Here is a 13,332-nt window from a genome sequence, read left to right as displayed (position 1 = left end):
CATCTTGGATATATTCAAGGTATATCCCGGAGGCGACAATGTCGGAACAGGGCGCAGTTTTTCTCACCAATCGTAGTCAGGCGATCCGGCTGCCGAGGGCCGTAGCGCTTCCGGAGGACGTCAAACGCGTCGATATCGTGGCGGTGGGGCGAACGCGCATCATTACACCCGCAGGCGAGGCCTGGGACAGTTGGTTCGACGGCGAGCTCGTCACAGCCGATTTCATGGTGCAGAAAGAGCAGCCGGAGGCCCAGGAACGCGAGCCACTCTGATGTTGAAATACATGCTCGACACCAATATCTGCATCTACACGGTCAAGAACCGGCCGCAGCAGGTTCGTGAGGCGTTCAACAGGCATCACGGCCAACTGTGCATCAGCTCGGTCAGCCTGATGGAGTTGATCTGCGGCGCGGAAAGATCCGCAATGCCCGAGCGCAACCTATCGGTCATAGAGGGGTTTGCCGCGCGTCTTGAGGTTCTCAACTACGATCAGGCGGCAGCCAGCCATACCGGACAGTTGCGCGCCGAACTCGCCCGCAGTGGCACGCCGATAGGGCCTTACGATCAGTTGATCGCGGGTCATGCACGGTCTCAAGGCTTGATCCTCGTGACCAACAACCGGCGGGAGTTCGATCGTGTGCCCGGCTTGCGAGTCGAGGACTGGACCGCGGCGCCCTGATCCCGCCTTCCTACGCACCGAGCCTGTCTCGTTCCGCAAGCCGCCAGGCGCGGGGCGTCACGCCCGTCTGGCGCAGGAAAAAGCGGGAGAAATAGGCGGGGTCGGCGAAGCCGAGGCGGAAGCTGATTTCCTGGACGCTGGCGCGGGTGAAAACGAGTTCGCGCTTTGCTTCACCGACGAGCTTTCGCGAGATCATTTCGTGGGCGCTGAGGCCAACGACGGCGCGCGTGATCCGGTTGAGATGGGTTTGCGACAGACCGAGTTCGCGGGCATAGGCCGCGGCCGGCCAATGCGAGCGGAGGTGCCGCTGCAAAAGCGCCTGGAAGCGCTGGACCCGCCGCTCGTTTTCACTCTGGCTGCTATCATCCCGGTCGTCGCTCGTCTCGTCGAGACGGGCCGTCAGCGTCAGCGCGGCGGTCAGGTAGGCGTCCAGAAGATCGGCGCGGTTGCCGCGGCTGGTTTCCCATTCCCTGGCAAGACGTGTGAGGGTTGCTGCGATGTAGGCAGCATCTTCGCCGCCGTCGAGCCGGATCAGGTGCGGGACGGCGAGCCAGGCGCCAAGGCGGCTGCGCTCGCCGGGCGGCGTCTTCAAGTGCGAAGCAAGGATGGTGAAGACGAAGCCGTCGATGTCGCGCGAGAAGCGGAAGCCGTGGCTGAGCGCCGGCGGAACGGTAATGACCATCGGCGGTTCGATCATGCTGACCGCATTGCCAAAGACCGCGTCGCCGGAGCCGCCGGCAATGTACAAGATCTGAAAGAAGCTCTCGTGCCGGTGCAGCCCGATCTCCCAGTGGTAGAGGCTGCTTCGTGACGGAATAGTCTCGCAATGCAGCCAGAAATCCGGCCGTTCTCCGGTCTTTTCGCCGTAGAGTTCGTAGGTCGGAACCGTCTTCTTCATGCCGCACATCCTGAAGCCATGTTCGATTTGTGCAATTTCATGGCGGATTTGTCCATTGAGAGCGAAGCCGGCCCGGCGCAGATTTTGCCAAAAGACAATTCTGACAAAGAGCAATTCCGGAGGAGAGCATGCGCACCAAGGTGGTCATCATCGGCTCGGGCCCGTCAGGTCTTCTGCTCGGGCAGTTGCTGACGGAAGGGGGCATCGACAATGTCATTGTCGACCGTGTCAGCAAGGACTACATCCTCGGGCGCGTGCGCGCCGGCGTGCTGGAGGAAGGCACGGTCGGCCTGATGGATCGCGCTCAAGCCGGGGCGCGCATGCATCAGGAGGGCCTGCCGCATGACGGCTTCTCGCTCGCCTTCGACGGCCGCGATCACCGCATCGATCTCAGGCAACTGACCGGGGGCAAGCGCGTCATGGTTTATGGCCAGACGGAGCTGACGCGCGACCTGATGGAGCATCGCGAGCGCTCAGGGGCTGTCACGATCTACGAGGCGGCCAATGTCCAACCGCATGATTTCGACGGTCATCTGCCCTATGTGACCTTTGAGAAGGATGGCACGGCGCAGCGCATCGACTGCGACTTCATCGCCGGCTGCGACGGCTTTCACGGGATCAGCCGCAAGTCGGTACCGGAAAAGGCGCTCAAGACCTTCGAGAAGGTCTATCCCTTCGGTTGGCTCGGCATTCTCGCCGACGTGCCGCCGGTCGACCACGAACTGATCTATGCCAACCATCCGCGCGGTTTCGCGCTTTGCTCGATGCGTTCGACGACGCGCAGCCGCTACTACATCCAGTGCGCGGTGAGCGAAAAGATCGAGGATTGGTCCGACACGCGCTTCTGGGACGAACTTCGCCGGCGGTTGCCGTCTCATCATGCCGAAGCAATGGTAACGGGACCGTCCTTTGAAAAATCAATCGCGCCGCTGCGCTCTTTCGTTGCCGAGCCGATGCGTTTCGGCCGGCTGTTCCTGGTTGGCGATGCCGCCCATATCGTGCCGCCGACGGGCGCGAAGGGTCTGAACCTTGCCGCCAGCGACGTGCATTATCTCTTCGAGGGGCTGCTCGAACACTATCAGGATCGCTCGAATGCCGGCATCGACGCTTACTCTGCGCGGGCGCTGGCGCGTGTCTGGAAGGCCGTGCGCTTCTCCTGGTGGATGACGACGATGCTGCACCGTTTTCCGGATACCGGTGATTTCGACCAGCGCATCCAGGAAGCCGAACTCGACTACCTCACCCATTCGGTGGCGGCAGAAACGGCGCTGGCGGAGAACTATGTCGGCTTGCCCTACTGAGCGGCGCCGACGCGCTCGACCCATTCGCCTCTAAGCATGCCGTAGATCGCTGTGTCCCATCTGGCATCCCCGACCTTTGCGGAAGAGCGTCTAACGCCTTCCTCGTAAAAGCCGAGGCTGCGGTAGGTGCGGATCGCTGCCTCGTTGAACGTGTAGACGTTGAGCTCCAGCCGCTCGAAGGCGGGGTCGGCGAAAAAGCGGCGGGTCACTTCGCTGACGAAAGGCTGGGCGAGACCCTGGCCGCGCATGCGTGGATTGATGGCAACCCGGGCGAGGCGCCCGACGCCGTTTGCCCAGTCGAGCGCTACCTGCGCATGGCCGGCGAGCTTGCCGTCGACGACGCCTGCAAACATCAAGCGCTCAGGTTCGGCACCTTTGGTTCCGGCGAGCATCGCTTCGAGCTGTGCCGCTTCCAGCGGAAAGGAGAGGCCGGGGCCGCCCCATTGCACCAGCGCCTCCAGGCTCGAAAACCAGTCGAGCATCTCGGGGATGTGCGCTTCGGAAAATGCGTCAACAAGGAGGGGAGCGGTCGGCATGGTTCACCATTCTGTCGGGGCCGCAGTCTTGGCTGTGGAGCGGGGCTTGTAAAGCCGCGAATTCCGACACACCGCCGACACGGCCTCAGTTCGCCTCCATCGCCAGCCGCATATCCTGGACCGTGGCGCGGGTCGCCTCGACATAGGCGTCGACCAGATGGCGGTTTCTCGTTTCGCGGAGCCAGCAGAGGCTGAGATCCGACGCAATGCTGGGGAGAAACGGCTTGATTGTCAGCCGGTCGCGCTGGCCAAAGGCGAACACCGGATCGACGATGGCGATCCCCAGTCCGTTGGCGACCATTTCGCATACCGCCGGCGCAAGGGTCGCATCCATGATGTAGTTCAACCGCGTGCCATAGACATCGAGCGTGCTTTCGATCTTTTGCCGGATGCGGTTGTCCGCGGCAAAGCCGATATAGGGCTCGCCGTGGATGTCGGCGGGCACGATCTCCTGTTTCGCAGCGAAGCGATGGTCGCGCGGCGCAATGCAGACGAGGTCTCCGCCGCGCAAGGGAACGCACTCGATGTAGGGGTTGTCCGTATTGCGGTTGATGAGGCCGATATCGACCTGCTTGGAAAGCAGCCACTCGACGATGAACTGCGAACTGCGGATCACCACCGAGATGTAGGCGTCGCCGTGCCCGGCAAGAAAGCGCTTGTTGGTGTCGCTGATGAAGAGGCCGGAAAGCGCCGGCATCACACCGACCGAGATCTGCCCCAGTTCCTCGCGCCGGATCAGGTCGACGGCGCGCTCGATCTGCTTGATGCCGGCGAAGACACGATCGATCTCCTTGTAGAGCCGCATGCCATGCTCCGAAGGAATGAGCCGCCCCTTGATGCGGTCGAAGAGTTCAAGCTCCGTATCTTCTTCCAGATGCGCCAGGAGCTTGCTCACGGCAGGTTGCGAGATATGCAGCACTTCCGCGGCACGGCTGACCGTGCCGCATTCGATCACGGCTTTAAGAGCCTCGATTTGTCGCAGGTTCGGTGCGCGCTTCATTTCATAACTTCATTCGGGGCAAACTTACCCATACCCTAGCTTTGCGCGCGGAGGTTGACAATCCGGCCGACCAAGACCCCCGCAAAATATCGCCGTTTGCCGTGCCGGCTTAAATTCTGGGCTATAACCTTTTGGAATGGATGCAGGCTCAAAAACAATTAGACGGACCAAATTTGCTGCGCCAATCTTTATGCAGGCTGCAACTGGATCGATCCGGCTGCGCGATCGGCGACGGGATCAGAAGCGCGTATGCGCGCTCTGGCGCCATCAAGTCACGCTGGGAGGCGAGAGGAGGAACAAATGATTATCGGGCAGAAGATCAATCGCAGGAACGCGCTCAAGCTGTTGGGGGCAGGCGGTGCAACGGTGCTCACCGCGCCTTACCTCATCCGGTCGGCGCGTGCTGAGAGCTCGGTTCTCAACATCACCACCTATGACAAGTTCCTGCCGCAGGATTTCATCGAGCAGTTCCAGAAGGACACAGGCATCGAGGTTCGCATCCGCCTGACCGACGACCAGGGCAAGCAGTACAACCTGCTGACGGCGGAAGGCGCAAACCCGACCACGGACATCGTGACGGTCGCCGGCCACCGCTACGGCCAGTTCATCGGCTCCAAGCTGGTGCAGGCGCTGGATACGGCAAAGCTGCGTAACTGGTCGAACCTCAACCCCGCCTATCAGGACGCTGCCTGGGCGCGCTTCGAGGGCAACCTGTGGGGATTGCCGATCCTTGCCGGCTACGAAGGCCTCGTGCGCAACACCGACTACGTGTCGGAGGCCGACAGCTGGGGCATCATGTTCGACGAGAAGTACGAAGGCCTGACCGCCTATATGGCGGGCGACTTCATGTCGATCACCATGAAGTATCTGGGCCATGACGGCGACTTCGTCACCTACACCGACAAGGTCGAGGAGGCCCAGAAGGCCGCCAGCCAAGCGCGCGACCACCTGATCAAGCACAAGCACATGGTTCGCAAATACTACGATGCGGCCAGCGAAGTGCAGCAGATGTTCATCAACGAGGACATCCACCTGGCGCAGGCCTGGTCGGGCCCGGCCGCCAAGCTGATCATGGACGGCGTGCCGGTCAAGCTCTCCGTGCCGAAGGAAGGCACCTACGGCTTCTGCTACACGCTGAACATCGTCAACAATGCGCCGAACGCCGAGAATGCCTACAAGCTGTTCGACGCGATCCTCGCCAATCCCGAGGTCGGGGCGGCGATGACGCGCACCTCCGGCTTCAGCTCGACGATATCGGGTGTCGACAAGCTGCTCGACGAGAGGGAGCGGCTGGCATCGACCCTGCCACAGGACGAGCTCGAGCGCGTCACCTTCTTCAGCTCGCTCAACCGCTCGATGAAGAACGAGATCATCGATCGCGCCGTCGCCGAACTGAAAGCGGCCTAATCAATCGCATTGCGATGACTGACTGACCTCGCCGTGGCGGCGGGGTCAGAACGGTGACGCATGTTCTGCCAACGCCCGTCGGGTCGCGGACAAGCTTTGGGATAATTCAATGGCCGTGGGAACACATACGGCAGGTGGCGGTCTACCCGTCCGTGCTGCGCACATGAAATACTCGACCGGTGTCTCGAGGGTGATCAACTCACCGCTCTATCGCTACACCTTGGGCGCGGTTGCCGAGCGGCGATACGGACGCATCCTGCTTTTGGCCGGCGTGCCGGTCGTCTGGATGCTGATGATGCATATCGGCCCCATCTACGAGATGCTGCGCATCAGCCTCCTGTCCAGCTATCCGCCGCAGCCGGGCGTCGGGGCCGAATTCACGTTCGACAACTACGCGCTCTTCTTCAGCGAAAAGCTCTACTGGATGCCGCTGCTGCGCAGCTTCATCTATGCCTCCATCGCAACCGCCGTCACTCTGGTCGTGGTCTATCCGGTCGCCTATTACGTGGCGAAGGTGGTTGCGACCGGCAACAGGTCACGGGCGCTGCTCCTGCTCTTGGCCCCGTTCTGGGCCGGCGAGATCATCCGCATCTTCTCGGTCATCATGCTTCTCGCCAATCGCGGTGCCGTTAACGTGCTGCTCAGGGAAATCGGGCTGACCGAGCGTCCGATCCAGATGCTCTACACCTCGTTTTCGATCAGCTTCGGCCTCGTCTACATGGTCTGCCTTTACATGCTGCTGCCGCTCTATTCGGCGATCGAGAAGATCCCGAAGTCGCTGCTCGATGCCTCAGCCGATCTCGGGGCAGGGCCGTTCACCCGCTTTCGCCGCATCATCCTGCCGCTGTCGCGCGACGGCATCGTGTCCGGATGCTCGCTGGTCTTTCTCACCTGCATGGGCGTGTTTGCCGCTCCCATTCTGCTCGGCGGGCCGACCACCAGCATGTTCTCCGAGACGATCAGCAGTTTCTTCCACGGCGCCAGCAGCCGTTGGCCGGCCGGTGCGGCCTTCGCGATGATCATGCTTGCCGCATCCCTCGTCACCGTCGGTCTGTTCATGCGGGTCGTCGGCGGCTCGAAGCAAAGGACATTCTGATGCGCGCCCTGTTTCACGATTGGCCCGGGCTGGCCCTCAAGTCCTTCTACTGGCTGTTTGTCCTGTACCTGTTTCTGCCGTTGTCGCTGATGGTGGCGGTCAGCTTGAAGGATGCGAGCTTCATTTCGTTTCCGCTCGGAAACCTGACGATCGACTGGTACGCCAAGGTCATAAAGGACAAGCAGTTCCTGGACGCCTGCCTCTACACAATCATGATCGCCGCGGCGACGACGGCCATTGCAACGGTGATCGGTGTCTGGATCGCGATGCTGATCGGGTCGCTGCGCGGGGCCGCTCAATACGTGGCCTTTGCGGTGGCCTGCCTGCCGGCCGTGGTGCCGGGCATGATCTCGGCGATTTCGCTGCGCATCTTCATCACCACCATCGATCTGCCGACGGGCACGGTCGCCATCATCCTCGGCCACGTCGTCCACGCCGTGCCTTTCGTGGTGGTCATGGTGCTGACGCGGCTGCGCTCGATGCCGGGCAATCTGGTCGATGCCGCGCGCGATCTCGGTGCCGACAGTATCGTAACCTTCTTCCGAGTCACGCTTCCCTATCTGGGACCGGCCATCTTCGGCGGCATGATCTTCTGCCTGCTGCTGTCGAGCGACGACTTCGTCCGCACCTTCTTCCTCGGCGGCTATCGCCCGACGCTGCCGATGCTGATCTTCGCCCGGGTGCAGTCCGGCATGTCTCCGGAGATCAACGTCATGGCGACGCTCGTCCTGGTCGTGACCGCCGTGGTCGGGCTCTACGCAGAATATCTCACACGTCGTTCGAGGATCCGCTGATGCAACCGGTTGTTCAGTTCGAAAATATCCGCAAGAGCTTCGGCAGCTTTGTCGCCGTCGATAATCTCAATCTCAACATCGAGCGCGGCAAGTTCGTCACCCTGCTCGGCCCCTCCGGCTGCGGCAAGTCGACAACGCTGCGCATGCTGGGCGGGTTCGAAACGCCGACCGAGGGCCGCATCCTGCTCTCCGGCCGCGACGTGACAATGGTTCCGCCGAACCGGCGCAACGTCAACATCGTGTTCCAGGACTACGCGCTGTTCCCGCACATGTCGGTCGCGAAGAACATCGCCTTCGGCCTGGAGTTGAAGGGCGTCGACAACCGCCAGATCCAGAGGCGCGTATCGGAGCTTCTGGAGCTCGTGCAGCTGCAGGATTTTGCCGGCCGCCTTCCGTCCGAGCTGTCGGGCGGCCAGCGCCAGCGCGTCGCGCTGATGCGCGCCTTGGCGCCCGATCCCGACGTTCTGCTTCTGGACGAGCCGCTTTCCGCCCTCGACGCCAAGCTTCGCCAGACGATGCAGATCGAGCTCAAGGCGATCCAGGAACAGACCGGCAAGACCTTCATGTTCGTGACCCACGACCAGGAAGAGGCGCTCACCATGTCGGATACGATCGTGGTCATGAACAATGGCCGGATCGAGCAGATGGGCGATCCGGCGACCCTCTACAAGCGCCCCGGCTCCGCCTTCGTGGCGACCTTCCTCGGCGAAACCAACCTGTTGCATTCCGACGTCGTCGGTACTGACGCCGGCGAAGCGGCGGTGCGGTGGAACGGCATGACGATCAAGGCGTCCGCCGGCGCGCTCTCGCCCAAGGCCGGCGACGCGATCTACGTCGTCCTGCGGCCGGAAGCGATCCAATGTTCGGCGCAGGAACCGGGTGTCGCCAACCGGGTAAAGGGGCGCATCCGCCAGCGCGTTTTCAAAGGCAACCACACATCGCTCAAGGTCGAGATCGGCGAGGGGCATCTGCTCAACGCACTCGTCCATCCAAGCGAGGTGGAAGGCTTGAGCCGCGACGACATCTGGGTCGGCTGGTCGTCCGAAGCGACGACGCTCATCCCCGCCCGCAACGCGGCTTAGCCGCAACACCCTCGACGGCGGGCGCCCAGCTGCGCCCGCTACCCGATATCAATGAAAGTGGAAAACGACATGCGTGTAGGTATCGCAGGTGCTGGCTCTATTGCCTTCGGCACCGCTGCACTTCTTGAAAAACTGGGACACAAGGCAACGCTCTGGTCGCCGTCCGGCACCGGGACTGTGGCACTTGCCGACGGAAAGAGCCTGACGGCCGAGGGTGCCATCGAAGGCACCTTCCTTCCGGCCGTTGCCGAGAGTGCGGAAGATCTCGTCCACGATACCGATGCGATCCTCATCGCGCTGCCGGCCTATGGTCACCGCTTCGTGCTGGACGCAATCGCGCCGCATCTGACCGCTGGACAAGTGGTGATCTTCAGCTCGCACACCTCGTTCGGAGCGCTTTATCTCTCGTCGCTTCTGGCAGCACGCGGCATCACCTTGCCGATCGTTGCCTGGGGCACGACGATCGTCAGCGGCCGGAAGCTCGGCCCTGCGCTGGTGCAGGTGAACACCATCCGCAAGCAGGTCGACCTCGCGACCGTTCCGGCATCGGAAAGTGCGCGCGGCCATGCGGTTTGCACGGCGCTTTTCGGCGAACATTTCGTCGACCGCGGCAGCCTGCTGGCGATCGCGCTTTCAAACCTCAATCCGCAAAACCACCTCGGGATCGCGCTCGGCAACATGTCGCGCATGGAGCGTGGCGAGACCTGGGTTCAGGCCCAGAACGTCACCCCCAATATCGGTCGTCTCCTGGAGACGCTCGACCTCGAACGCCTGGCCGTCGCCGAGAAGCTGCAGCTGAAGGTGCGCGACATTTTTCAGCATTTCCACCTGTCGTTCCATGTGCCGGTCAGCACGATCTCGCAGATGAACCAGGAAATGCATGAGGCCGGACATAACGGCACGGGTCCTGCGACGGCCGACAGCCGTTACGTGACGGAGGATGTCCCCTTCGGTCTGGTCGTGACGGCGCAGCTCGCGCGCCTTGCCGGATGCCCGGCAGACCTGCACGAGGCCGGCATCCGCATCTTCTCGGCCATGTACGGCCGGGACTTCGAAGGCGAGAACGACCTCCTTCCGGAACTGGGTCTTGAGCGATTGGATCTCGAAGGTCTCGATGCCCTGTGCCGCACCGGCTTCCCGCCTGTCGTCGCTGTCGATCGAACCGAGGGACGCGTCTGAATGAGCGATCGCTTCCTCACCCATCTCCGTTTAGAACTCGAGGGCCTGAAGACGGCCGGGTTGTACAAGTCGGAGCGTGTGATCACCTCGAAGCAGGCGGGTGAGATCAAGGTCGCCTCGGGCGAGCGGGTGCTCAACTTCTGCGCCAACAACTATCTCGGCCTTGCCGACAACGCGGAACTGGCCGAGGCCGGCAAACAGGCGCTCGACCGCTACGGTTACGGCATGGCCTCGGTGCGCTTCATCTGCGGCACGCAGGAGGAGCATAAACAGCTGGAGGCACGCATTTCGTCCTTCCTCGGGCTGGAAGACACCATCCTCTATTCCTCCTGTTTCGATGCCAATGGCGGCCTGTTCGAGACGCTGCTCGGCGAGGAAGACGCGATCATCTCCGATGCGCTCAACCACGCCTCGATCATCGACGGCGTGCGGCTGTCGAAGGCCAGGCGCTTCCGCTACGCCAACAACGACATGGCGGCGCTGGAGGAGGAACTGAAGAAGGCCGAGGGCAGCCGCTTCAAGCTGATCGCCACCGATGGCGTGTTTTCGATGGACGGCATCATCGCCAATCTCGGTGGCGTCTGCGACCTCGCCGACAAATATGGCGCCATGGTCATGGTCGACGACAGCCATGCGGTCGGCTTCGTCGGGAAGAATGGCCGCGGCTCGGCCGAGCATTGCGGCGTCGAGGGCCGGATCGACATCATCACCGGCACGCTCGGCAAGGCGCTCGGCGGCGCCTCGGGCGGCTACACCTCGGCCAAGGCCGAAGTCGTCGACTGGCTCAGGCAGCGCTCGCGCCCTTATCTGTTTTCCAACACCCTGGCGCCGGTGATTGCCGCCGCCTCGCTCAAAGTCTTCGACCTGATCGACAACGGCGATCGCTTGCGCGAACGGCTCTATGCCAATGCGAGCCTGTTTCGCACCGAGATGTCGAAGCTCGGCTTCACGCTGGCCGGTGAGGGCCACCCGATCATCCCGGTGATGCTCGGTGATGCCGCACTCGCCCAGGAGATGGCGGCGCGCATGCTGAAGAAGGGCGTCTATGTCATCGGCTTCTCCTTCCCGGTGGTGCCGAAGGGCCAGGCGCGCATCCGCACGCAGATGTCGGCAGCGCATAGTGAAGCGGACGTCCGGCGGGCAATCGCCGCCTTCGAAGAGGTCGGCCGCGACCTCGGCGTGATCTGAGGGAGAGACTGATGACGAACATGATGAAGGCGCTGGTGAAGTCGAAACCGGAAGAGGGCCTCTGGATGGAGCGCGTGCCGGTGCCGGAGATCGGCCCGAACGACGTGCTGATCAAGGTGAAGAAATCGGCGATCTGCGGCACCGACGTGCATATCTGGAACTGGGACCAGTGGGCCCAAAAAACCATTCCGGTGCCGATGGTCGTCGGCCACGAGTTCATGGGCGAGATCGCCGAGGTCGGATCTGCCGTCACCAAGTACCATGTCGGCGAGCGCGTCTCGGGCGAGGGCCACATCGTCTGCGGCAAGTGCCGCAACTGCCGGGCCGGCCGCGGGCATCTGTGCCGCAACACGCTCGGCGTCGGCGTCAACCGGCCGGGTTCGTTCGGCGAGTTCGTCTGCCTGCCGGAGTATAACGTCGTGCCGATCCCGGAGGATGTGCCCGACGAGATCGCGGCGATCTTCGATCCGTTCGGCAATGCCGTGCACACAGCACTCTCCTTCGATCTCGTCGGCGAGGACGTTCTCGTCACCGGCGCCGGGCCGATCGGCATCATGGGCGCACTCGTTGCCAAGCGTTCCGGCGCGCGCAAGGTGGTGATCACCGACATCAACCCGACGCGGCTTGCGCTCGCGAAAAGCGTCGGCATCGACCATGTCGTCGATGCCTCGAAGGAAAACCTTGCCGACGTGATGAAGGCGATCGGCATGACCGAAGGTTTTGACGTCGGGCTGGAAATGTCGGGTGCGGCCCCTGCCTTCCGCGACATGATCGACAAGATGAACAATGGCGGCAAGATCGCCATTCTCGGCATCGCGCCGGCCGGCTTCGAGATCGACTGGAACAAGGTGATCTTCAAGATGCTCAACCTCAAGGGCATCTATGGCCGTGAGATGTTCGAGACCTGGTACAAGATGATCGCCTTCGTGCAGGGCGGGCTCGACCTTGCCCCCGTCATCACCCACCGCATCAAGATCGACGAGTTCCGCGACGGCTTTCAGGCCATGCGCTCCGGCAATTCCGGAAAGGTCGTCATGGACTGGTAAGGCCGCAAGGGGCGGCCCGATCCGGCCCGGTCGACCCCATCCGAGAAAAATTGTCTTTTGTCACTAGAACTAAGAATGCGTTTTATGCACTATTGATCGTCCACCATGCAGGGAGCGCATGATAGCCGATGGAAGTACGCGATCTCGAGGCCTTTCTCGCCGTTATGTCGACGGGCAGCATCACAGGTGCCGCCCGCCTGCTCGACCGCTCGCAGTCGCAGGTGACGCGCCTGATCCAGGACCTGGAGACGTCGCTCGGCTTTGCGCTGTTCGAGCGGAACGGTCCGCGGATCGCGCCGACCGACAAGGGCATTGCCTTCCATGAGGATGCCGAGCGCTTCGTCAGCGGCATCGGGCACCTGCGCAATCGCGCCAAGGCAATCGCCGGCAAGGAACCCGAACCGATCGAGATCGCTGCAACGCCGGCCTTTGCCAGCGGCATCATCCCGATCGCACTTGCCGCGCTGCCGGAGCATCTGCTGCCCCACACGATCAATCTGCGCAGCATGCCGGCCGAGGCCGCCGTGCAGTCGGTGTTTGCGCGCACGGCGGATTTCTGCGTGACGTCACTGCCGGCCGATCAGCCCGGCCTGGACGTTCAGGGTTTTTTCGAAGGGCGCTGCGTCGCCGCGGTTGCGCCGCATGATCCGCTGGCGGCGAAAGACGTGATCTCGATCGCCGATCTGGCCGGGCGCACGCTGGTCACCATGTCCAATCCGTTTCGGCTGCGCCATAGCGTCGACGAAGTGCTCAACGCGGCCGGCGTGCGGCCCAATCGCATCATCGCGACCAACGCTGCCAACAACGCCGTGCAGGTCGCATCGCTCGGCCTCGGCGTGGCGATTATCGAGCCGGCGACCGCCTACGGTCTGCAATCGGCACCCATCGTCGTTCGGCCGCTCGATGTTCAGATCCCCTTTCTGTGGGCGATCCTGTCGGCCGGCTCGCGCCCGCTCTCGGCCGGCGTCCGGGACCTCATTCAACGGATAGCGCAGATCGCGTCGGAGCGGATGCCGGATCTGACAGTGCACGATCCCAGGCAGATGGCGCGTATCGCCGAAAGGAGCTTTGCCGGCAGGAACGCCGGCAATGGTGCGCCGCCGGACAACCCGGCGGCGAAATAAAG

The 13,332-nt window shown here is 62.7% G+C and carries 14 protein-coding genes; 11 read left to right on the top strand and 3 right to left on the bottom strand.

What is annotated here, in order from left to right; all coding sequences use genetic code 11:
- Positions 1–38: 38 nt before the first annotated feature.
- Together vapB and vapC are read left to right on the top strand one after the other, a co-directional pair.
- Positions 39–272 carry a type II toxin-antitoxin system VapB family antitoxin gene (gene vapB, locus AC3WVQ_RS26740; RefSeq protein ID WP_192357063.1) on the top strand — a complete coding sequence of 78 codons (234 nt, stop codon included), beginning with the start codon at positions 39–41 and terminating at the stop codon, positions 270–272.
- Entirely contained in the window at positions 272–679 is a 408-nt protein-coding gene (vapC, locus tag AC3WVQ_RS26735) for a type II toxin-antitoxin system tRNA(fMet)-specific endonuclease VapC (RefSeq protein ID WP_090425784.1), read from the top strand. The genes vapB and vapC overlap by 1 nt, the downstream gene beginning before the upstream one ends.
- A 10-nt stretch (positions 680–689) precedes the next feature.
- On the opposite strand, the gene AC3WVQ_RS26730 is transcribed toward vapC, so the two are convergent.
- Positions 690–1,577 (bottom strand): helix-turn-helix domain-containing protein, encoded by an 888-nt coding sequence (locus tag AC3WVQ_RS26730; RefSeq protein WP_113079296.1) that lies wholly within the window; start codon positions 1,575–1,577, stop codon positions 690–692.
- A 128-nt stretch (positions 1,578–1,705) separates the two neighbouring features.
- On the opposite strand from AC3WVQ_RS26730, the gene pobA reads away from it, so the two are divergent.
- Positions 1,706–2,878 carry a 4-hydroxybenzoate 3-monooxygenase gene (pobA, locus tag AC3WVQ_RS26725; protein WP_089042812.1) on the top strand — a complete coding sequence of 391 codons (1,173 nt, stop codon included), beginning with the start codon at positions 1,706–1,708 and terminating at the stop codon, positions 2,876–2,878.
- On the opposite strand, the gene AC3WVQ_RS26720 is transcribed toward pobA, so the two are convergent.
- On the bottom strand, positions 2,872–3,414 hold the full coding sequence (locus AC3WVQ_RS26720; protein WP_192357065.1) for a GNAT family N-acetyltransferase: 543 nt from the start codon (positions 3,412–3,414) through the stop codon (positions 2,872–2,874). The genes pobA and AC3WVQ_RS26720 overlap by 7 nt on opposite strands.
- 85 nt (positions 3,415–3,499) lie before the next feature.
- Positions 3,500–4,414, bottom strand: coding sequence for a LysR substrate-binding domain-containing protein (locus AC3WVQ_RS26715; protein WP_034805874.1), 915 nt, complete (start codon positions 4,412–4,414; stop codon positions 3,500–3,502).
- A gap of 300 nt (positions 4,415–4,714) precedes the next feature.
- Here AC3WVQ_RS26715 and AC3WVQ_RS26710 point away from each other — a divergent pair, with 300 nt between their 5' ends.
- The 8 genes from AC3WVQ_RS26710 (at position 4,715) to AC3WVQ_RS26675 (ending at position 13,330) form a co-directional block, all read left to right on the top strand.
- A complete protein-coding gene (locus tag AC3WVQ_RS26710; RefSeq protein WP_060644721.1) occupies positions 4,715–5,821 on the top strand; it encodes an extracellular solute-binding protein in 1,107 nt (368 codons plus the stop codon).
- Between the two features lie 109 nt (positions 5,822–5,930).
- The gene (locus tag AC3WVQ_RS26705; RefSeq protein WP_457578459.1) at positions 5,931–6,917 is read left to right on the top strand and encodes an ABC transporter permease; all 987 of its coding nucleotides are present in this window, start codon (positions 5,931–5,933) and stop codon (positions 6,915–6,917) included.
- Positions 6,917–7,711 (top strand): ABC transporter permease, encoded by a 795-nt coding sequence (locus AC3WVQ_RS26700; RefSeq protein ID WP_457578458.1) that lies wholly within the window; start codon positions 6,917–6,919, stop codon positions 7,709–7,711. Before AC3WVQ_RS26705 ends, AC3WVQ_RS26700 begins: the two co-directional genes overlap by 1 nt.
- Positions 7,711–8,793: an ABC transporter ATP-binding protein gene (locus tag AC3WVQ_RS26695; protein WP_034805888.1), complete on the top strand. Its 1,083-nt coding sequence runs from the start codon at positions 7,711–7,713 to the stop codon at positions 8,791–8,793. Before AC3WVQ_RS26700 ends, AC3WVQ_RS26695 begins: the two co-directional genes overlap by 1 nt.
- A 69-nt stretch (positions 8,794–8,862) precedes the next feature.
- Complete coding sequence (locus tag AC3WVQ_RS26690) at positions 8,863–9,972, top strand: NAD/NADP octopine/nopaline dehydrogenase family protein (protein ID WP_457578456.1); 1,110 nt, start codon at positions 8,863–8,865, stop codon at positions 9,970–9,972.
- Positions 9,973–11,160 carry a glycine C-acetyltransferase gene (locus tag AC3WVQ_RS26685; RefSeq protein WP_492383238.1) on the top strand — a complete coding sequence of 396 codons (1,188 nt, stop codon included), beginning with the start codon at positions 9,973–9,975 and terminating at the stop codon, positions 11,158–11,160.
- Positions 11,161–11,171: 11 nt separating this feature from the next.
- Positions 11,172–12,206 carry an L-threonine 3-dehydrogenase gene (tdh, locus tag AC3WVQ_RS26680; RefSeq protein ID WP_060611193.1) on the top strand — a complete coding sequence of 345 codons (1,035 nt, stop codon included), beginning with the start codon at positions 11,172–11,174 and terminating at the stop codon, positions 12,204–12,206.
- Between the two features lie 128 nt (positions 12,207–12,334).
- Positions 12,335–13,330 carry a LysR family transcriptional regulator gene (locus tag AC3WVQ_RS26675; protein WP_192440642.1) on the top strand — a complete coding sequence of 332 codons (996 nt, stop codon included), beginning with the start codon at positions 12,335–12,337 and terminating at the stop codon, positions 13,328–13,330.
- The last annotated feature ends 2 nt before the right edge of the window (positions 13,331–13,332 follow it).

The organism is Ensifer sp. EB106-05-01-XG146 (genome assembly GCF_058791875.1).
The sequence above is the reverse complement of the archived record's forward strand: the minus strand, read 5'-3'. Positions and strand labels throughout refer to the sequence as shown.

Excerpts from the sequence above, each read along its gene's own strand:
- AC3WVQ_RS26730 (WP_113079296.1), bottom strand. The coding sequence starts at position 1,577 with ATGAAGAAGACGGTTCCGACCTACGAACTCTACGGCGAAAAGACCGGA.
- AC3WVQ_RS26710 (WP_060644721.1), top strand. The coding sequence starts at position 4,715 with ATGATTATCGGGCAGAAGATCAATCGCAGGAACGCGCTCAAGCTGTTG.
- pobA (WP_089042812.1), top strand. The coding sequence starts at position 1,706 with ATGCGCACCAAGGTGGTCATCATCGGCTCGGGCCCGTCAGGTCTTCTG.
- AC3WVQ_RS26700 (WP_457578458.1), top strand. The coding sequence starts at position 6,917 with ATGCGCGCCCTGTTTCACGATTGGCCCGGGCTGGCCCTCAAGTCCTTC.
- AC3WVQ_RS26720 (WP_192357065.1), bottom strand. The coding sequence starts at position 3,414 with ATGCCGACCGCTCCCCTCCTTGTTGACGCATTTTCCGAAGCGCACATC.
- tdh (WP_060611193.1), top strand. The coding sequence starts at position 11,172 with ATGACGAACATGATGAAGGCGCTGGTGAAGTCGAAACCGGAAGAGGGC.
- AC3WVQ_RS26675 (WP_192440642.1), top strand. The coding sequence starts at position 12,335 with ATGGAAGTACGCGATCTCGAGGCCTTTCTCGCCGTTATGTCGACGGGC.
- AC3WVQ_RS26705 (WP_457578459.1), top strand. The coding sequence starts at position 5,931 with ATGGCCGTGGGAACACATACGGCAGGTGGCGGTCTACCCGTCCGTGCT.
- vapB (WP_192357063.1), top strand. The coding sequence starts at position 39 with ATGTCGGAACAGGGCGCAGTTTTTCTCACCAATCGTAGTCAGGCGATC.
- vapC (WP_090425784.1), top strand. The coding sequence starts at position 272 with ATGTTGAAATACATGCTCGACACCAATATCTGCATCTACACGGTCAAG.
- AC3WVQ_RS26695 (WP_034805888.1), top strand. The coding sequence starts at position 7,711 with ATGCAACCGGTTGTTCAGTTCGAAAATATCCGCAAGAGCTTCGGCAGC.
- AC3WVQ_RS26685 (WP_492383238.1), top strand. The coding sequence starts at position 9,973 with ATGAGCGATCGCTTCCTCACCCATCTCCGTTTAGAACTCGAGGGCCTG.
- AC3WVQ_RS26715 (WP_034805874.1), bottom strand. The coding sequence starts at position 4,414 with ATGAAGCGCGCACCGAACCTGCGACAAATCGAGGCTCTTAAAGCCGTG.
- AC3WVQ_RS26690 (WP_457578456.1), top strand. The coding sequence starts at position 8,863 with ATGCGTGTAGGTATCGCAGGTGCTGGCTCTATTGCCTTCGGCACCGCT.